Raw genomic sequence first — 20,036 nt, 5'->3', positions numbered from 1 at the left:
ATTGATGAATTCCACATTAACTCAAGACGATCAATATACGATTCTGTTAATTGACGATCACCCGATGCTTCGCAGCGGCGTGAAACAACTGATTAGCCTTGAGCCACAGCTAAAGGTGATCGGCGAAGCCAGCAACGGTCAACAAGGTATTGAATTGGCGGAAGAGCTCGATCCTGATTTGATTTTGCTCGACCTCAATATGCCGGGCATGAACGGGCTGGAAACGCTGGATCAGCTTCGTACCCGCACACTATCAGGCCGCGTGGTGGTGTTTAGCGTTTCGAATCATGAAGATGACGTCATCAGTGCGTTAAAGCGCGGTGCCGATGGCTACCTGCTTAAAGACATGGAGCCAGAGGATCTGCTGCGTTCACTCCATCAGGCCGCTGCCGGACAAGTGGTTATCAGTGAAGCGCTCACGCCGGTATTAGCCGCCAGCCTGCGTGAAAGTCGCCCTTCTTCAGAGCGCGATGTGCAGCAATTAACCCCGCGCGAATGCGATATTTTGAAGCTGATTGCGCAAGGCTTACCGAACAAAATGATCGCCCGTAAATTAATGATTACCGAAAGTACGGTAAAAGTTCACGTGAAGCATTTGCTGAAAAAAATGAAGTTAAAATCGCGTGTAGAAGCCGCTGTATGGGTATTACAAGAAAAGGTCTTTTGATCAAAAAAGCCCGCGAGAAAATATCGACGGGCTTTTTATTACGGTACTGAAAACTACTTATTCTGATCGATCAGGAATTTCACTACATCTGCAAACTCAGAACGGTAACCATCAATGGTTTTACTCTGCATTCCGTCATTCTTAACCTGATATTGGCCATCAACATAGAATGATGGGGTACCACGAACATCGAAGGCCTCTACGGCACTTTGTTGTTTTGCAGTGATTGATTTCACCATAAAGCTATGTAGTGCGCCGTCATATTCTTCGGCTGGTATACCCGCCTGAATAAATACCTGACGAATATCCTCTTTGTTCTTTATCGATTGCTCTTTCTGCACAGCATCGAAGAGAGGCTTCTCTACTTTGTTTTCAACTCCCAGTGCAATGGCTACAGACCATGCTTCTGTCAGCGCTTCCCCCATCGAACCCATGGCGCCTACGTGATATTTCACCACTTTATCGTTCTGAGGTAAGCGTTCGTTAACGGCTTCACTGACTTTATAAACACTTGCAAACTGGCTGCATGGCGGGCAATAAAAGGAGAAAAACTCAACTACGGCAGGGGCGTTGGGTACCTTATTTTTCAGTTTTACGTACTGTTCGCCTTCCTGATAGTCTGCCGCGTGTGATGCAAAAGAAAATAAAGAGAATGTGCTGAATAGCGCCAGCAAAAGATATTTTTTCATATTTGTGAACATTACCGTCATTAGAGAGTTAAACAATGGCCAAAATGTTAGCATCAACGGTTATAAAACCCTGCTGGCTTTACGGTTTATTACACAGTCAATGACATAGAAAGACAAACACGATTATTAATTGCTCGCTGATAGTTTCGAAAGAAAATACTTTATATGCAACACATCATAAACGTGATCTACTGATGTATTCCCCAAGCGATAAACAGACCTTGGGGAATACCAACCGAAAATGCGTTAAAAAATTAATTCCAATCAGGCGTGCTTTCAATTTGCTTGGTGAGCATCGCTTTCATCTGACTATCTGGCTTACCCAGCCACTGGTATTTTGCGTGTTTGCTTGGATGGTCAAGCGCGTCAGGGGTATCCGCTATTTCCACACGAACTCCCCAAACCTGTTTTTTATCATTGCTAAACGCCACGTACATAAAATTATTCGCGCAGTCATGCGGCTTACAAATATTGCCAACCTGATATTTTTTACCTTGCCACGTTACCCATTCTGGCGGCGTTGAGGTACCAGAGCCTTTACGTGCCCATACCGGCAAGTTTTTCTGCCCTTTCACCATCTTCTGCCATGTTTGCTGATAGCCTGATTGTTGTACCAGCTCCGAGGTTGAGACCGGTTTCGAAGCCGCTAAGCTGGCGGTGCTCAAACTCATAACAGCCCCTAACAGCGCCGCTCGTAGTATTTTTTTATCAGTCATCATCAACATCCTTTGCAGTCAAATATCTATAACAAATCGAATAACAAGAAAACATACATGTATTTTATATGACCGCGCCATACCGTAAAAGTTGATCCATACCACGAAAGTTAGGACAAAAAAGCGGGAAATCCTCGTTGGTATGACAACTTAAGGTAAGCTATCAACCATAAGAATCGACCAGAGAAAACCAGCATGTTCACACTCCCTTCGTTGCCACCGCTAGAAAAAAGCCTGCACAGCGCAGAACTTGCGCACCCATTAAATAAGCTAGAAGAAGATAAGATCTCACAGATGGTGGCCGATCTGGATTTGAACGGTTCGATCAAAGAGCATTACTTAACCGGCTGGATGGGGCTATGTCCGCTGGTGATGATCCGTAATTATCAGGACAAACGCGGCACCTCAAACGGTTTTATGCTGACGCGTCCGGGTCATTTTCGTTTTAGCGTGCAGGCTATTACCTTTCGTATTCCCAAGTTTCTGCTGTGGGCAACGTTTCGCCGCAAACCGCGAACAATGTCACTGATTGCCCACCAGCAATTAGGTGAAAACGGCGGTGGCCTGATGCAATACCGCAATATTCTTGATAGTGAAATGAAAGAGACGGTCAATCAGCAATGGCGAGATATTAATGATTACCTCGGAGCCGCCTGCTATCAGGTTGAAAACGACTATCCGCTGTGGCAAATACTTGAGAAAACGGTAACGGAAGAGAAAGCTAACAGCTTGGCGGCCACATTGGCCTCTAATGGTAAAAAGCTGCAAAAAGATGATGAGTTTAGCGGACTATGGCAAGGCGAGCTCTTTATTGCCACCCGCCCTGCGGGTGAAACGTCACCAGCCACATCGGTCATTATAAGCTGGCAAGACGGCGCTGATATTGGCAGCTATCTTTATGGCTGGTTGAATAACGAACAAGGTGAAAAGCAGCTCGCGTTAGCTATCCGCCCTGGAAAAAATGAGCAGTTTTTCACGCTCAACCGCTTTGATGCCGAGCACGTCCAACGCGCAGCCGCATTGTTTAAATTGGTGACATCTGAATAGTAAAAAACGGGGGCAATTAACTGCCCCCGCGTTTTATTGGCCGCTTACGGCACGATACACGTTACACCTTCACTGACATCGGCATGGTTAGAGACCATACGTCCTGACGATATATACATGTAAAAATAAGCATTTTCAGCCGCAACTCCCAGAGAAGACGACCACAAAACAACGCCCTTGTGTGGAGCATCACTCATGCTGCTTCCCCACTCCTGCCACAGCGATCCACTCGGAATTCCACGCGCCCCCTCTTTTGTAGACAACTCATCGTCTGTCGGCAATCGGTAGCCTTGATTCTCACACCAGGCTTTTGCGTCATACCAGCTCAGTGATTTTTCAGTATTGAAGATAAAGAATAGCTGCGGATTAAAGATTATTGATGCTTTAACCTCATTGTGTCGCGCCGTTATCCTGAATCCCCCTTTCGCCTTGATAGTAACCAGCCCTGTATCGCTCACGGTCGCAATAGCTGGATTACTGGTCGTCCATTCATCAATTTGGTCGGCCACGTTATCAGTGACAATTTGTATTTGCGCCCCTGCATATGCTGTCTGAAATTTGGCATCGGCGGGAACAGTATATTTTGCCGTTTGATTATTCGGCGCAACAATATAATTAATGATATTGAGTATATGCGGGTTAACCGGGCCAGTAGGAATATTGTCGTTGTCGTCATAAGAACTAATATCGGCAATGGAGACCTTAGCGTTTTCCCGTGGAACACCGGTGAGAGTGGTCGGGGTAATATTAACGCCGATAGTGCAACCCTTATCTGCAGGACGAATAACATATTCATTTATAGCGGTTGCCAACACATGTTTATTGCTACTCGCATCAGTACAAATCCACTCAACGGTGGGGAGTGTAATTTCCTGATCGCCCTCAGCGTCAGTCACTTTCCACGTTAACTCTATTTTATCAGCAATATCTAACTCTTCGCCCTCATCCACATTGTTATATTCACGGCTAAAATCCACTCTGTCTGGCTCGTTCTTACCATTATAAATAACTGGCGCCGTACCATTAATAACCCCAGTACCCCCCGTTAGGTCAGTAGCATAAGCTATCCCTAACGACCCCAAAGAGGTCAATAAAATAAATGCCACTACACGATTGTTGAGACACATTTTCTTCATGACTTCATCCTGCAATGAGAATTGGGTGCCGAAGCACCCAACTCTTATTATTTATGCAGATTACTTACGCTTGCTCGATTTCAGCACAGATTTAACTTTCGCGGTGTAATCGACTTTCAGGCTGTAGCCCTGAACACCATCAGCGCCTGCCGTTGCGAACACATTTTTCGCATTAGCATTCGTGGCTGGGATGACCAGATCTTTGTTATCCGTGCCGTTTACAGCATAACCGCCTGCGGTACCGGTGGTTGCACTGGTGCCATCGAAGAACCATTTGTAGCTATAGTTAGCCGATGCGTCGAGTTCGCCAGCGTCTTGCTTACCGTTGTTGTTGACGTCATACCAAACTTTGAACTGATAAGTATGGCCGACCAACAGTTTGCTATCTGCTTTGCCGATCAGGTTAACCGTTGGTTCTGCGCTATCAACAATCGCGGTACCGATTGTGCCGCCCACGATTGGGCCATCAGGGATATTGTCGCTGTTATCGTATTTACTGATATCGTTGATAACAATCGTTTGACCGGTGGTTGGCACCCCCGTTGACGTTTGCTCAACGATTTCTGCCCCCAGATAAAGCCCGGCGTCTGCGTTCTGGATGGTGTAATCAGCTTTGCCATCGTTACCGCTCAGCATCACTTTGTTAGCCCCAACGCCGTCGGTCGTGGTGAACCATTTAATAGAGGCCGTACTGCTGTCGGTATCCCCTTCCAAGTCTTCTAGCACATAGCTCAGCGTGATTTTATCGCCTGGTGACATGGCATCAACGGAACCGCTGTGGTGATCGTTACCAAAAGCAACGCTGTGATTAGCACCTGCAGCGCTCGCTTTCAGCACGGGAACAGTACCGTTCAGCGTGCCCGCAGAGTCCGTCATAACGGCCATCGCAAACGGGCTACAGCTGGCGAAAACAAAGGTTGCAAGCAGTGTTTTATTAAGTTTTTTCATATCAAGAATGACTCATTAAGTTAATATTAATTATTATCTGAATAGTCTGAGCTTATTATTTCGCACGCAGCTTATTCATGATTTGTTGTCCCGATGGTGTAAGTTGATAGTCAACTTTCAATTCATATCCCTGCACGCCATCCGCACCCGCATTGGCTAATACTTGACTCGCCTCTGCATTCGTTTTTGGAATTAAAATAGTATTATTCTCAGTAGCGCTTACCGCATAACCGCCTTTCGTTCCATTTGGGGAAATACCATCAAACATCCATTTATAATCAACCAGTGAAATTAGGGGGGTCGGATCGCTATCGGAAACAGTTTCCCGATCTGTTGCATCCCATTGCCCGTTATTATTGCTGTCATAGGCAATTTTAAATTGATATTTATGACCTAATTGAAGCAGGTTTCCCTTTGTCGCCGTTAAATTAACGGTTGGATTTTCACTATCAACAATGGCGCTATAAATCATTGTGCTTGCAGAGCTAAAATCGACCAGCACGGCATTTGTTTTCTGGGTGCCGTCATCATGTTTGGATGCAATAACGGAAAACACCCCATTCATCGTACTGCCTAATATCGCTTGAGAACCCGATGGAGGCTCTTTAAAGAACAGACATTCCCCCCCTGATTTGCAGTCACTTTTCGAGGCGTGAATAGCAATTTCTTGAGAGTGAGACTTATCTTCCATTTTATAGGCATGGAAGGTCAGGTTCAGATTCTTGGCATCCAACGGCGTTGTTTCACCGGCTAGCCCAGTCACTTTTGCACCACTGGCGTGCAAGTTTGCGAAATTATTGCCATTCGCTAAAAGCTTAATCGCTTTTTTCTGCTCGCCGCTGTCATCAATAACTAATTGGTAATCAATCGGGGCTTCCGCCACGATGATATTGACGGTGTTCGACTGTTTTGTATGTCCTTTATCATCGACTAAAGTAACGGCAAGGCGGTATTTATTCGCGCTAGGATCGGTTGAATCTACCCATGCAGGAAAGGTCAGCGTCCAGTGGTTATTTTGCCCGTTGCTGATGCTTTCAGCCGTTAGCGCCGGCAACCCGAGCGTACTTTCTGGGTTGAAATTGCTCACTGGCACCCATTTAGCACTTTTAATTTTCAGGTGCGAAGTGACTGTGGCATTCGCTGTCCAATGGCAGCCTTCATAAGCCTCGGCGCTGTCGGGATCGTCTGAAAGAATACAGGCCGCCGCAGTGCCCGTTGGTTTGAGATAAAGCCCCACGTCCAGATCGTTTTTCTCACGGTACTCCAGCACGATGTCATTGTTACGATCGACAAAATCCATGCGGCTACCTGCAAGACTGCGCATCTTCGCAACTTCATCGCCATCAAGCTGTTTTGATAACGAGACGCCAATGCGGTAATCCAGATTTATATTCGCCGTCACCTCTCTTTGAGCCGAATCCCCTTTTTTGTATCCTGCCTGCACGGTAATCAGCGGAACCGGCGTATAGTCGATACCGACCGTTACAGCCGAGGGGTCTTCCTGCAAGCTATCCTTGCCGAATAACGCCACCTGATCGCCATAGTATTGCTCGTATACCACGGACGAACCCAACTGTGGATAAGCGGGGAGATAGGCCTGTAATCGAATATCCCAGCCGCGTGCAGGACGTTCCTGATAATCATCAAAATCAGGGGAATCTTTCCATGAGGAGAGCGGCATATAATAATTGCTGCTCAGTTTTAAAAAATTAGTCCAGGCTTCTCCGCCTAATCCTGCTCGATGATGGCCACGGGTTATATCGCGGTCATAAAAAAGATTAGAACCTAGCATCCAGTCTTCATTTAAATTATGGCGAATGCCTGTCCCCATATTTGCAACAGTACGTCCATCTTTGTTATGAACTGAAAATTGACTAAACCAGAGATCGCTTTCCCCTTCATACCATGGAATTAAATAATCAAGCGAAGAACCCTCAAGGCTTCCCCGATCGTTAATACTTAAATTTGTTGCAACATGACCATAGGGTGAAAGCAGCGACTCAATTTTTGACTGCGCTGTCGCCGTAGCTAGATTTTTTCCATACTGTAATGCTTCTGACTTCATGCCTTCCGGTGTTAGATTCTGAAAATGACTCTGAGCTTCATTGACTAAAACTTCAGAAGTTTTCCTCTCAAGAGGGCTATCTTTTTCATTTGAAACTTTCGTTGAAGAAGCATTATTTTGGTTCGATACTGTATCGCTACTAATGCCTAGATCGGGTAGCGTATTATTATTAGATGAATAACTAACACCTGCAAATAGAATACTTAGCGATGGCGCTATCAATAAATATAAAATTATCTTTTTCATATGCACCGAGAGCTATTATTAACAGGGAGTTGTTTTTATATAATGAGAAATTTAAAAATCCCTTACCGAACCGCGAATGACCCAAATTATGAGCGAGTCGTCTAAACATTAAAACGTCCAAAAATGGATAAAACATTAACTTGACCAAGAAAAACAACCCTGTAAAACGCCATTAAAAACGATAAAAACAAGCCAATTCAAAAAGATAAATAATATTAATTTTTTATATGTAGCATGACTTAATTATGAATATCTATATAATAACACCTCCACGAATTGAATATGGACCTGTTCTTATTCTATATATAAGAAATAAATTTAATTATAACAGTAGGGCTTAATAATAAAAAAATAGCATTTCATCAAGCAGGAACCGCTTAGTAGTTACGAGGGAAGCTATTAAGGATTTTGATCAGCTTGCCATGCTGAATATCGATATAACCACCGAAACGCAGATCCGCCAGCACTTTCATTACACCACTACGTGCGAGATTTGAACGCTGTAAAATATAATCCGCAACGCTTAACTTGGCGCGTTCACTATCTGAATAATGCGATAAGTCTTGGAGAAAGAGACAAACAGTTTCATAGGTAGAGCTGTTTATCAGCATAGATTCATGGTGTAACTGACGATCGTTGAGGTAGCCCTGATAGTAAAAAACATCGCGCCACAGCGACTGCTGCTCAATGATCGTCATGGCGGCTTGCAACGGCAACGTACTGACTTCAACGTCTGCCGGAAACTTTAAGTGATAATATTGAGATCGATAAGCAGAGCCTTGCAGCCCAAGAATTGATGGCGCAAAAGCCGTTTCCACAAGGCGATTATCTGACTCACGCCATATATCGACCCGCCCTTTTGTCACCAAATAAACCTCATACTCCGCGTGTTTATCTTTTAAACGAGCCTCGATGTTCTTGCCATCGCGTAGATAAGGTTTGGAGATACTGATAAAAGCAGTCATCAAACGATGAGTGCTTTCCAGAGGCTTTTCTATGACGCTACGATTATTGAGATGACCCATAAAAATGCCAAGTTTATTGTTAGTTTAGTCAGTATATCCTAAATCATTCAGGGCGCAGAAAAGTCCCCTATTGGCGCCCCCTATTGGCAATAGTTGGCTTTTCTCCCTTACGCATAACATGCCACCTTTTCTTTCGACGATGGCAATCCCACGTTTACCTACCACCACTGATGGAAATGGTGTACCGGCCCAATGCCGTGGCCAACTTCTAAGGAATCAGCGGCCTCTAAGGCTTTTTGCAGATAATTTTTCGCGGCAAACACCGTTTCACTCCAGCTCTGATATCGCGGACGCAACGCTGCAAGCGCCGCGGATAGCGTGCAGCCCGTGCCGTGGGTATGGCGGGTATTCACCCGTGGAGCGGTAAATCGCTGTTCGCCTTGGCGACTAAATAGCCAGTCCGGGCTTTCGCTATCGCTCAGGTGCCCGCCTTTCATCAATACTGCTTGGCAGCCCATGTCTAACAGGGCATAGCCTTGGCGACGCATCTCATCTTCATTGGTCGCCATTGGGCAGGCTAAAAGCGCTGCTGCTTCGGGCAAGTTTGGGGTAATCAGCGCGACTTTGGGGAGTAATAAATCGCGCACGGCCTGCACCGCTTCAGGGGCTAACAGCGGATCACCGCTTTTCGCCACCATCACCGTATCCAACACCACAAAGGGGATAGGATACAGGTCTAACGCCTGCGCGACCTGAGCAACGATATCGGCATTGGCCAGCATGCCAATTTTCGCACTGTCGATGCGTACATCGGTGAGTACCGACGCCAACTGCGCCCCCACAAACTTCGGTTCAATCTCATACACAGACTGCACACCGCACGTGTTCTGCGCCACCAGCGCCGTAATCACGCTGGTGCCGTAGGCGCCCAAAGCTGAGAAGGTTTTGAGATCGGCCTGAATGCCTGCGCCGCCGCTCGGATCGGTTCCTGCAATCGTTAATGCATTAATACGTTTCATGAGCGCTCTCCAGAGCGAATAAAATCCTGCGGGGTTAAGTGATATAACGCGTCGATAAAAGCGGGAACAAAACTACCGGGGCCATGAGATACGGCGACCGCGCGTTCACCGGCCAGCGACATCGTTTGACAGGCGGTGGCCACAGCCAGCAAAAGATCGGTCTGCCGAACGCTAAACGCCGCCACCACGGCGGACAATGCACAGCCGGTTCCTACCACGCGGGTCATCAGCGCATCACCGCCGGTGACGCCGTACACACGCCTACCGTCGGTGACATAGTCCGTTGCACCTGTCACGGCAACCACGGCTCCGGTTTGCAACGCCAGAGCCTGAGCGGCCGGTAATGCCACCGCAGAATCATCGGTGCTATCAACGCCGCGACCGCCCGCTTCCATCCCGCCCAATGCCAAGATCTCTGAGGCATTGCCACGGATAACGCTGGGTTTCCGCGCTAAAAGCTGACGTGCAAATTCGGTGCGATAAGCCAATCCACCAACGGCAACCGGATCAAGCACCCACGGTTTTTGATGATGATTGGCAGACTCAATGGCGGCTAGCATCGACTGCGCTCTTTGCGCATGCAGAGTACCAATGTTGATTAACAGCGCGTCAGCCAATGAAGAGAATTGCGCAGCCTCTTGCGGCTCAACCACCATGGCAGGCGATGCACCCAGCGCCAACAGCACGTTCGCGGTAAACGTTTGTACCACTTCGTTGGTGAGACAATGGACAAGTGGGGCGTGATGGCGAAACTGCGCAAAAGCAGCGGCGGCGCTTTCACCGGGTAATTCAATGTGGGGAAATTCGGTAAGGTGCGGATTCGACGCGATGGACATATTCCTCCCAACCGGCGGTCAAGAAGACGATGCGCTCATGCACCGAGACTTCCCTACGCTGGCATAATCCAGATCAGGTAATACGGGTAAGTTCTCAGCCCTTTCATTTTCATGTGGGCACCCCGAGTCAAGGCATTCATTATTGTGAACACGGTGCGCCACGTCAAGGTCAACGGGCGCTCCAGCTCATGTTACTTCTGATGTTCTGCGCAGTCGCAGCCCCAGTTTTTCAACTTGGAGGTTTTACCGATGCCCGGATTAAGCGTGTTAGTCGGGTCATTTTGTTGATAGAAGGCTTTCAGCTGTGGCTTAGCCTTGTACAGATGGCCAACGTTATGCTCCGCAGGATATTCCGCGCCGCGCGTATCCAGCAGCGCCAGCATTTTCTCCTTCAGCGCATGCACATCGACGCCTTTTCTAACAATGTAATCCTGGTGGAAAACGTAGCACATGAAATGCCCATAATAGAGGCGGTGTACCAGCGCATCGTCAAATTCCGGCGGCAAACGCTCAAACCAATCATGATCGTTTCGGCGCAGCGCAATATCGAGCGCAAGGATGTCTTCAACCTCTTTGCTATGTACCGCGTTATAGCGGATTGCAGCACCTGCGGCGGCAAATCGGTGTAAGAATGCTTTGGCGCCTTCTTCTGCCGTGCAGACAAAAAACTCTCCTTCTGCCTGTGCAAAATAAGATTCTAGCCACGCGCGCGCTTCCTCAATACCTTCGCCCGACATTTTCAGCATCAGATGATGCTCAAAGCGGTTGCGATACTCTTTCAAACGTTTGGGCAAATGCGATGGCAGCAGGTGACTCAGCGTTTGCATGGTGCGATCGACCAAATGACTCGGCAGGAAAGGCACTTTGCCAAAGATGGCATCCATACGCCCTTTCAAGGTAAAGAACATCGGCATTTTATCGGTGCCAAGTTTGTCGATCATCACGAAGGTATCTTTGCCATACACTTCAGCGATATCAAAAATATCGCGATGCATGTACTCACCTGCCACCGGTAGATTTTTGAAATTCGCCAGCATATGCCGACGCAGCTCGGTCAACACCTGCGGCTGGTTGGTGCCAATATAGAAGACCTGCGATGAGGATTGCGCTGGGAAAGTATCTAAGCGCACGGCAAATACCGCAAGCTTACCCGCACAGCCGGAGGCTTCGAACAAACGGCGCTCATCGGCGTTAAATCGCGACGGCGTATCGGCTTCAACGTCGCGAATTCGCTCGGCATAATCGTGATCGGACGCTTGGCGTTCGCTATGCTCAACGTCTTGCGGGCCATACTTCTGGTTTTCTAAACGCGTCAGGATCTCTTCTGGCGTATTGCCTAACGCAATGCCCAAATGGTTCACCAGCTCAACCTGCCCAAGCTCGTTAACGCGGCCATACAGCGCCATTTCGGTGTACGCAGGGCCGCGATGTACCAGAGATCCACCAGAGTTATTACACACCCCGCCCACAACCGATGCGCCAATACAGGAAGAGCCAATCACCGAATGCGGCTCACGCCCTAGTGGTTTTAGGATCCGTTCTAGATGCCACAACGTGCTGCCCGGCAAAGCCACGACCTGCTTGCCTTCGTCCAGCAGCTGAATTTTATCCAAGCGCTGAGTGCTAATAATAATGATTTCACGATCGTAGTCGTTACCGCTCGGCGTAGAGCCTTCGGTCAGTCCGGTGTTGGCAGCCTGCATTAGCACAATTTTATCGGCCTCAACGCTGGCCTTAAATACCTTCCACTGTTCGAGCAAACTGCCCGGGAAGACCACCGCCAACGCATCACCTTGTCCTGAACGAAAGCCTTTGCGATAGCGTTCCGTTTTACGCGCGTCGGTAAGAATATGAGATTTACCCACGATATCCGTGAGTTGTTGAATTAACGCACGCGAGCCGGAAGCCTGACTCGCACCAAGAGGTTGTTCCTGCATAGCCATAGTCCTTTTATTCGTATGATGAATCCTTTCGAGGATACCGCTTTTTGCTTTAATGTGAAAAAAATTATACTGAATAGTTAAATAAATAATTTCCTGAGCAAAAAAAACCTGACGCTAAGGTCAGGCTTTTTATCTCAACAAAGGCTACTCATGTAATCCACATTCGCGTTTTAGCCCAAAGAATCGCGTTTCTTCTTCCGCCATGCCCGGCTCCCATTTGCGCGTCGTGTGGGTATCGCCAACGGAGAGATAGCCTTGCTCCCACAGCGGGTGGTAGCTAAGCCCATGCTGCTGTAAATATTGATAAATCTGTTGGTTATCCCAATCGATTATCGGCAGTATTTTAAACACGCCACGCTGAATCGCGAGCACCGGCAAATGTGCACGGCTGCCTGATTGTTCACGGCGCAGGCCTGCAAACCACGTTTGCGCGCCAAGCTCACGCAGTGCACGGTTCATCGGTTCAACTTTGTTAATATCGTTGTAGCGCTCAATGCCCTCAACGCCCTGCTCCCACAGTTTGCCATAGCGGGCCTCCTGCCACGCAGCCGACTGTTCTGCGCGGTAAACCTTCAGATTCAAATTCAGCTTTTCATGCAGGGTATCGATAAACTGGTAGGTTTCAGGGAACAAATAACCGGTATCCGTTAAGATCACCGGAATATCCGGCAGCTCACGGGTGACCAAGTGCAGCGATACCGCGGCCTGAATGCCAAAACTCGAAGAAAGGGCAAACTCGGCGGGTAAATGCTCTAGCGCCCAACGCACCCTTTCCTGCGCGCTCAGTTTTTCTAGCTGAGTATTAATTTCAGCTAATGCCATGACCTGTTCGACTTTGGGTAATACCGCTAACGCATGAAGATCTAATTTGGACATAAGTAAAGTCCTCCGCACAAAGGCGTTGCAACATATCGAATTGAGATACATTCCGTCCGCCAAAAACCACCAATAAACCCTGCAACAACGCGATTGGCGTCCGTGCAAGGGGGCTCATTGCCGCCCCCTTGCATCCCGGCTCGGCACCGTTATTCAGCCCGCGTTGCGGGTTCCCTCAGTCAAATACTCCGGGTTTTAACGCACCGTCGCAGAGGCGCTCCCTGCGCCCTACGACTCTCGCCACATCCCTGTGGCTCGTGCTAACCCTCCGATTTTCCTTCGGCTGAATAACAACGTGCCGCTAAAGACAGAGCTCAATCATCTAGTCATAAAAATCTCTTGCCGGATCAAGCACCGGGCGCACAATCCCTGCGCGAATGGTGAAATCACCAAAGCCTTCATTGGCTTCACGTTCTTTCGCCCAGCGGGCGACTAGTTCGTCAATCACGCCAAGGATTTCAGCATCGGTGATATTTTCACGATACATTCTCGGGATCCGCGTTCCGGCACGATTCCCGCCTAAATGCAGGTTGTAACGGCCCATCGCTTTTCCGACCAGACCAATTTCCGCCAACAGCGCACGCCCACAGCCGTTCGGACAGCCAGTGACACGTAGAACAATATGTTCATCGCCAACGCCGTGGCTTTGCATGATTTCTTCAACCTGAGTAACGAACTGTGGCAGGAAGCGCTCGGCTTCCGCCATCGCCAGCGGACAGGTTGGGTAAGATACGCAGGCCATGGAGTTTTTGCGCTGCTCGCTGACGCCGTCGTCGATCAGGCCATGTTCACGCGCAATCTGTTCGATACGGGCTTTGTCTTTTTCAGCCACGCCCGCCACGATCAGGTTCTGATTCGCCGTCAGACGGAAATCGCCCTGATGAATCTTGGCGATCTCCGCCATGCCGGTTTTCAACGGTCGATTTGGATAATCCAGAATGCGTCCATTTTCAATAAACAGCGTCAAATGCCATTTATTATCAATGCCCTTCACCCAGCCAATGCGATCGCCGCGTCCGGTAAACTCATAAGGACGTACCGGTTCGAACGTCACTCCCGCACGCTTTTCCACTTCGGCTTTAAAGTTTTCTACGCCGACGCGCTCCAAGGTGTACTTGGTTTTTGCATTCTTACGATTGGTGCGGTTTCCCCAGTCGCGCTGCGTCGTCACCACGCCTTCAGCCACGGCCAAGGTGTGTTCTACGGGAATAAAGCCAAGCTCGCTGGCCGTGCGGGCATAGGTCGCTTTATCACCATGAGCAATAGACAGTCCACCGCCGACCAACACGTTGAAGCCGATCAGCTTGCCGTTTTCAGCAATCGCCACAAAGTTGAGATCGTTGGCATGCAGATCCACATCGTTCTGTGGCGGGATCACTACCGTAGTTTTAAATTTACGCGGTAAATAGGTGGCACCGAGAATCGGCTCTTCATCGGTGGTTTCGACTTTTTCCTGATCCAGCCACACTTCTGCATAGGCGCGAGTGCGCGGCAGCAGGTGCTCAGACAGTTTTTTCGCCCATTCATAGGCCTCTTGATGCAGCTCCGACTCCACGGGATTCGACGTGCACAGCACGTTACGGTTAACGTCATTGGCGGTCGCCAACGCATCCAAACCCAAACGATTAAGCAACTGATGCACCGTCTTGACGTTTTGCTTCAAGATACCGTGAAACTGGAACGTTTGGCGGTTGGTAATACGAATGCTGCCGTACAGCGTGCTTTCATCGGCAAACTTGTCGATACCCAGCCATTGCTGTGGCGTCATCACGCCGCCCGGTAAACGGCAGCGCAGCATCATGGCATGACGCGGCTCTAACTTTTGCTCGGCGCGCTCTGCGCGAATATCGCGGTCGTCCTGCTGGTACATACCGTGAAAACGGATCAGCAGAAAGTTGTCGCCGTTAAAGCCACCGGTCAAACCATCGTTTAAATCTTCGGCAATGGTGCCGCGCAGAAAATTGCTCTCGCGCTTCAGGCGCTCAGCGTCGGCCAACGGTGCATCAACCACTAATGGCCCCGGGTGTTTGCTGCTAAAGGCGTAATTATCTTGCATCGATTTGCTCATTATTAGTAAACGTCCCGCTGATAGCGGCGCTCAACGCGCAGCTCACTTAAAAATTCATCGGCCTGCTCGGCATCCATTCCACCGTGTTCAGCCAATAGCTCCAGTAACGCCTGTTCAACGTCTTTCGCCATGCGGTTGGCGTCTCCGCAGACGTAAATATGTGCGCCCTGTTCGATCCAGCGCCAAACCTCGGCCCCTTGCTCACGCAGCTTGTCCTGTACATAGACTTTGTGTTTTTGATCGCGTGACCAAGCCAAATCGATACGGGATAGAACGCCGTCTTTAACGAAGCGCTGCCATTCCACCTGATAGAGAAAATCTTCGGTAAAGTGAGGGTTGCCAAAGAAAAGCCAGTTAAGGCCTTCTGCCCCTTCGGCCGCACGTTGTTGAATAAATGCACGGAACGGTGCAATGCCGGTGCCAGGGCCAATCATAATGACTGGCGTTTGCGGATTCGCAGGCAGACGGAAATTGTCGTTATGCTCAATGAACACGCGCAGCTCGCCATCTTCTTCCAGACGATCGGCTAAGTAGCCCGAAGCACCGCCGGTGCGGGCGCGGCCATCAACCTCATAACGCACCACGCCAACGGTAATATGCACTTCGCTGCCCACTTCTTCTTGGGAGGATGCGATGGAATAAAGACGCGGCGTTAACGGGCGTAACAGCGCCACTAACTGCTCAGCGTCTAAATCTGCTGGTGCTTGGCGGATCATATCCGGCAACGGCGTGGTTTGTGCGTATTGTTGCAGCTGATGCTTATCGGCTAATAGCTCAATCAAACGCTCATCGCGCGAAAGTGCCGCGTATTTTTCCACGATAACGGTGGTGTTTTGCGTTAGCTCCAAGCGCTCTGCCAGCGCCTCTCGCAGCGTCATCGTTTGATCGTCGATGGTGACCGTCTCATCGCCGGTGCGCCAAATCAGGCCAATAATTTCCTCAACCAAGTCAGGATCGTTGTGATACCACACGCCCAGCGCGTCGCCCGGCTGGTAGCTCAGACCTGATTCGCCGAGATCGATTTCGATATGACGCACGTCTTTATCAGAGTTGCGTCCGGTAATTTTTTGCTTCACCGCCAAAGAGGCCGTGAGCGGGGATTCTTTGCTGTATGGGCTGCTGACTATCTGCGCCACGCTTCCCGCCACGCTAACCTGAACCTGCGCCGCCGTTGCCTGTGGCACGCGCTGTTGCAAAACGTCTACGATCTGCTTACGCCATGCCTCTGCCGCGGATTTGAAATCAACATCGGCGTCGGCGCGGTCGAATAACCGCTCACCGCCCAGTTCTGCTAAACGGGCATCAAAATCTTTTCCGGTCTGGCAAAAGTTTTCATAAGACGTATCGCCGAGGCCAAACACCGCAAACGCCGTTCCGGCCATCTGAGGGGCTTTTTTGGAGAACAAATATTTGTGCAACGCCACGGCTTCTTCCGGCGGCTCGCCTTCCCCTTGGGTTGAAGCAACAACCAGCAGCAGCTTTTCCTGCGCGATCTGTTTGAATTTATAGTCACCCGCGTTAACCAGCGTCACACCCAGACCGGCTGCGGTCAGATCGTCGCGCAGCTGCTCTGCCACCCGTCGTGCATTGCCCGTTTGCGAGGCAGAAATCACGGTAATTGAAGCCGCTGCAGCCGGTGCTGGCGTCACGGCTACCGTGCCCGGCTGTTGGTTAACCATTCCCCAGAAATAACCGGAGAGCCACGCCAGCTGGTGTGGTGAAAACTCACCAATCGCCGACTGGAGCTTTGCCAATTGCTCCGGCGTGAGTGGAAGCATGGAAGTAGGAGGAGCCTGAGTCGTCATTGCTAAGTGTTCCTTGCACAGTGATCCCTTTGGTACTTCAAGCAGCCTCAGACTTAGCTTTAAGAACCGTGGGTGTGGCGAATTGATGTAGCGCTTTTTGTAAGGTTACCTAGCTGGATAATAACAATTAAATAAGTGATGGAAATAACAAATAACCATTTGAACTAACCACTAATTCAGGTAGGTGATAGAAGCTAGAGTGCTTTAGATTAAAACCTATAAAATCAATGAATAACAGTTAGTTATTACATAACTATTTCCATCAACTTTGCTATTGGTTTTATTCTTCACACCGAAAGGAGTCTTAATAGATAAGTTCGAAGAGTTGATAACCTGACAAAAAAATAACGGCGCAGAAATAAAACGGGCCGCCTTTTGGACATTGAAGAATAAATTTTCTGCTTATACTCAAACAATCGCGGTAAAACTACCGCCAACGGGCGCTTTCCGGTAGTATGCGCAGGTTTTTTAGGTTACGAGGCGTCATCATGACAACCACCCTGTTTAAAGATTTTCAGTTTGAGGCTGCGCACCATCTGCCACACGTTCCAGAAGGACATAAGTGTGGTCGTCTGCACGGTCATTCGTTTTTAGTACGCATTGAAATTACCGGCGAAGTGGACGCTTATACCGGCTGGGTGATGGATTTTGCCGAGCTGAAAGCGGCGTTCAAACCCATTCTGGATCGCCTCGACCACTATTATCTGAATGATATTCCTGGTCTTGAGAACCCAACCAGCGAAGTGTTAGCCCAGTGGATTTGGCAACAGCTGAAACCTGAGCTGCCATTGCTAAGCGCCGTATTAGTGAAAGAAACCTGCACCGCAGGCTGCACCTATCGCGGCTGATAGTGAGCATGGTGTGACCGGTATGGCACCGGTCACATAAATCTCTCACACATATTGCTCACGCAAATAGCGCTTGTGATTGATTAGCGTTTTGAAAGCAAGAGCCCCAGAATCAACCCCGCCGTTGCCCCAATTCCCACGCTGTGCCACGGTTTATTGCGCACATAGCCATTCACATCGCAGCAGGCATTTTTTACTCGTTCCGTCACTGGACACGGGGTATCACCGCTGATGCGCGCTTTCACCTCACGCAGCGTATCTTGTGCGCTACGACGCAGCGAAGCGATTTCATCCTGAGTTTTATCTGCCCCCTCCTGCAGCACCCCTTCCAGCGCATCCGCCAACAATGAAACCTCTTCTTCGATGGTTCGTTCAACTTTATCGGTTTTTCTAAACATAGTGTTCCCTCTTTGTTGTATCAAAATCATGTTCAAAGGATTGGCGAAAAATGATTAGCAAATTTAATGTCAGCTAACATACCCAAAATAATTGGAGTTGCATCAAGGCGGCAAAGGAGCGAGTCCCGATGAGCTTACTCCAGTAAGTGATTACTCGGCCCATCCATGGGCCTCACCACTAGGGCCGCAGTAAACTGCGTTTAAATCTGCTCCAGGCAGATTTATCAGGTGAGCGAGAGCAGCCAACACAGATGCAGCTTCAAGTATGACGGGTATAAGCATAGTTGAAACTCAGCGATAAGGGCTCGGAGTGTTCTGGAAAGCGCTGTTTAAAAAATCCGCTCGACAGAATCTTCGGCTTCGCCTATTTTCGTTAATAGCCTGTAAACAGGCAGCGTCGCTCGGACGGTCCGGGCGCTAACGTCATCTTGAGGTATCTATGACAGACTCACGCACTCCGCGTCGTTTTACTCGTATTGATCGTCTTCCCCCTTATGTATTTAACATTACCGCTGAGCTGAAAATGGCTGCGCGCCGGCGCGGCGAAGACATTATCGATCTCAGCATGGGGAACCCAGACGGCCCAACGCCGCCGCACATCGTTGAAAAAATGTGTACGGTTGCACAGCGTGAAGATACCCACGGCTACTCCACGTCACGCGGTATTCCACGTTTACGCCGCGCGATCTCGCACTGGTATCAAGATCGCTATCAGGTCGATATCGATCCCGATAGTGAAGCCATTGTTACCATCGGATCAAAAGAGGGGCTGGCGCATTTGATGCTGGCCACGCTCGATCATGGCGATACCGTTTTAGTACCGAATCCTAGCTACCCCATTCATATTTACGGCGCGGTCATTGCGGGTGCGCAGGTGCGGTCGGTGCCGCTGGTTTCAGGCATCGACTTTTTCAACGAACTAGAACGCGCCATTCGCGAAAGTATTCCCAAGCCTAAAATGATGATTCTGGGCTTTCCTTCAAACCCTACCGCCCAGTGCGTTGAATTAGATTTCTTTGAGCGCGTCATCAAGCTGGCCAAAGAACACGATATTTTAGTGGTACACGATTTGGCCTATGCCGACATTGTGTATGACGGCTGGAAAGCACCCTCGATTATGCAAATCCCCGGCGCCAAAGACGTTGCCGTCGAGTTTTTCACCCTGTCAAAAAGCTACAACATGGCTGGCTGGCGCATCGGTTTTATGGTCGGCAATCCTGAGCTGGTTAACGCACTGGCGCGCATCAAGAGCTACCACGACTACGGTACTTTTACTCCGTTGCAGGTGGCGGCGATTGCCGCTCTCGAAGGCGATCAGCAATGCGTGCGAGATATTGCCGAGCAATACCGTCAACGTCGCAACGTGCTGGTCAAAGGCCTGCATGAGGCCGGTTGGATGGTAGAAAACCCTAAAGCATCGATGTATGTTTGGGCAAAAATCCCCGATGCCTATGCGCACCTTGGATCGCTAGAATTTGCCAAAAAGCTGTTGGCCGATGCCAAAGTCTCCGTTTCTCCGGGGATTGGTTTTGGTGACTACGGCGATACCCACGTTCGTTTCGCGCTGATCGAAAACCAAGATCGTATTCGTCAGGCGGTACGCGGGATTAAAAGCATGTTTCGAAAAGATGGGCTGATTGCGGGTAAGTCATAACCCTCCCGTGATATTGGGGTAATGACCCCACACTAACCCTCCCCTTTGCAGGGAGGGAACTGTGCGGTGATGTTGGTAAGAATCTCGATCGGCTCCTCCCCCTGCGAACA

At 49.2% G+C, this 20,036-nt stretch carries 17 protein-coding genes and 1 riboswitch; of the genes, 4 read left to right on the top strand and 13 right to left on the bottom strand.

What is annotated here, in order from left to right; all coding sequences use genetic code 11:
* Nucleotides 1-4 precede the first annotated feature (4 nt).
* Nucleotides 5-667, top strand: coding sequence for a two-component system response regulator NarL (gene narL / locus BN1044_RS10495; RefSeq protein ID WP_072308620.1), 663 nt, complete (start codon nucleotides 5-7; stop codon nucleotides 665-667).
* A 53-nt stretch (nucleotides 668-720) separates the two neighbouring features.
* Here narL and BN1044_RS10490 read toward each other — a convergent pair whose 3' ends face one another.
* Both BN1044_RS10490 and BN1044_RS10485 read right to left on the bottom strand, forming a co-directional pair.
* Nucleotides 721-1,356, bottom strand: a complete 636-nt coding sequence (locus BN1044_RS10490; RefSeq protein WP_072308619.1) for a DsbA family protein — start codon at nucleotides 1,354-1,356, stop codon at nucleotides 721-723.
* A gap of 254 nt (nucleotides 1,357-1,610) precedes the next feature.
* Nucleotides 1,611-2,072: an inhibitor of vertebrate lysozyme family protein gene (locus tag BN1044_RS10485; protein WP_072308618.1), complete on the bottom strand. Its 462-nt coding sequence runs from the start codon at nucleotides 2,070-2,072 to the stop codon at nucleotides 1,611-1,613.
* Between the two features lie 195 nt (nucleotides 2,073-2,267).
* Between BN1044_RS10485 and BN1044_RS10480 the strand changes: the two genes are divergently transcribed.
* Entirely contained in the window at nucleotides 2,268-3,119 is an 852-nt protein-coding gene (locus BN1044_RS10480; protein ID WP_072308617.1) for a hypothetical protein, read from the top strand.
* Nucleotides 3,120-3,163: 44 nt separating this feature from the next.
* On the opposite strand, the gene BN1044_RS10475 is transcribed toward BN1044_RS10480, so the two are convergent.
* From BN1044_RS10475 to cysJ, 10 genes are all read right to left on the bottom strand, one after another.
* Nucleotides 3,164-4,255, bottom strand: coding sequence for an Ig-like domain-containing protein (locus tag BN1044_RS10475; protein ID WP_072308616.1), 1,092 nt, complete (start codon nucleotides 4,253-4,255; stop codon nucleotides 3,164-3,166).
* 60 nt (nucleotides 4,256-4,315) lie between these two features.
* On the bottom strand, nucleotides 4,316-5,203 hold the full coding sequence (locus BN1044_RS10470; protein WP_072308615.1) for a SinI family autotransporter-associated protein: 888 nt from the start codon (nucleotides 5,201-5,203) through the stop codon (nucleotides 4,316-4,318).
* A 55-nt stretch (nucleotides 5,204-5,258) separates the two neighbouring features.
* Nucleotides 5,259-7,514, bottom strand: coding sequence for an inverse autotransporter beta domain-containing protein (locus BN1044_RS10465; protein WP_072308614.1), 2,256 nt, complete (start codon nucleotides 7,512-7,514; stop codon nucleotides 5,259-5,261).
* A gap of 377 nt (nucleotides 7,515-7,891) precedes the next feature.
* Nucleotides 7,892-8,539 carry a helix-turn-helix domain-containing protein gene (locus BN1044_RS10460; protein ID WP_072308613.1) on the bottom strand — a complete coding sequence of 216 codons (648 nt, stop codon included), beginning with the start codon at nucleotides 8,537-8,539 and terminating at the stop codon, nucleotides 7,892-7,894.
* 158 nt (nucleotides 8,540-8,697) lie between these two features.
* The gene (gene thiD, locus BN1044_RS10455) at nucleotides 8,698-9,498 is read right to left on the bottom strand and encodes a bifunctional hydroxymethylpyrimidine kinase/phosphomethylpyrimidine kinase (protein WP_072308612.1); all 801 of its coding nucleotides are present in this window, start codon (nucleotides 9,496-9,498) and stop codon (nucleotides 8,698-8,700) included.
* Complete coding sequence (gene thiM / locus BN1044_RS10450) at nucleotides 9,495-10,334, bottom strand: hydroxyethylthiazole kinase (RefSeq protein WP_072308611.1); 840 nt, start codon at nucleotides 10,332-10,334, stop codon at nucleotides 9,495-9,497. The genes thiD and thiM overlap by 4 nt, the downstream gene beginning before the upstream one ends.
* Nucleotides 10,335-10,367: 33 nt before the next feature.
* Nucleotides 10,368-10,469: riboswitch (TPP riboswitch) on the bottom strand.
* A 56-nt stretch (nucleotides 10,470-10,525) separates the two neighbouring features.
* Complete coding sequence (gene dld, locus BN1044_RS10445) at nucleotides 10,526-12,277, bottom strand: D-lactate dehydrogenase (RefSeq protein ID WP_432612979.1); 1,752 nt, start codon at nucleotides 12,275-12,277, stop codon at nucleotides 10,526-10,528.
* Between the two features lie 144 nt (nucleotides 12,278-12,421).
* Nucleotides 12,422-13,153, bottom strand: coding sequence for a phosphoadenosine phosphosulfate reductase (gene cysH, locus BN1044_RS10440; protein WP_072308609.1), 732 nt, complete (start codon nucleotides 13,151-13,153; stop codon nucleotides 12,422-12,424).
* 322 nt (nucleotides 13,154-13,475) lie between these two features.
* Nucleotides 13,476-15,209, bottom strand: a complete 1,734-nt coding sequence (cysI, locus tag BN1044_RS10435; RefSeq protein WP_072308608.1) for an assimilatory sulfite reductase (NADPH) hemoprotein subunit — start codon at nucleotides 15,207-15,209, stop codon at nucleotides 13,476-13,478.
* A 14-nt stretch (nucleotides 15,210-15,223) separates the two neighbouring features.
* Nucleotides 15,224-17,026 carry an NADPH-dependent assimilatory sulfite reductase flavoprotein subunit gene (gene cysJ / locus BN1044_RS10430; protein ID WP_072308607.1) on the bottom strand — a complete coding sequence of 601 codons (1,803 nt, stop codon included), beginning with the start codon at nucleotides 17,024-17,026 and terminating at the stop codon, nucleotides 15,224-15,226.
* A 488-nt stretch (nucleotides 17,027-17,514) separates the two neighbouring features.
* Between cysJ and queD the strand changes: the two genes are divergently transcribed.
* Nucleotides 17,515-17,874 carry a 6-carboxytetrahydropterin synthase QueD gene (gene queD / locus BN1044_RS10425; RefSeq protein ID WP_008814216.1) on the top strand — a complete coding sequence of 120 codons (360 nt, stop codon included), beginning with the start codon at nucleotides 17,515-17,517 and terminating at the stop codon, nucleotides 17,872-17,874.
* An 83-nt stretch (nucleotides 17,875-17,957) separates the two neighbouring features.
* On the opposite strand, the gene BN1044_RS10420 is transcribed toward queD, so the two are convergent.
* Complete coding sequence (locus BN1044_RS10420; protein WP_072308606.1) at nucleotides 17,958-18,272, bottom strand: ElaB/YgaM/YqjD family protein; 315 nt, start codon at nucleotides 18,270-18,272, stop codon at nucleotides 17,958-17,960.
* 439 nt (nucleotides 18,273-18,711) lie between these two features.
* Between BN1044_RS10420 and alaC the strand changes: the two genes are divergently transcribed.
* Nucleotides 18,712-19,926 (top strand): alanine transaminase, encoded by a 1,215-nt coding sequence (alaC, locus tag BN1044_RS10415; RefSeq protein ID WP_040047251.1) that lies wholly within the window; start codon nucleotides 18,712-18,714, stop codon nucleotides 19,924-19,926.
* Nucleotides 19,927-20,036: the final 110 nt, after the last annotated feature.

This window comes from Hafnia alvei (genome assembly GCF_900095695.1).
GTDB lineage: Bacteria > Pseudomonadota > Gammaproteobacteria > Enterobacterales > Enterobacteriaceae > Hafnia > Hafnia alvei_B.
The sequence above is the reverse complement of the archived record's forward strand: the minus strand, read 5'-3'. Positions and strand labels throughout refer to the sequence as shown.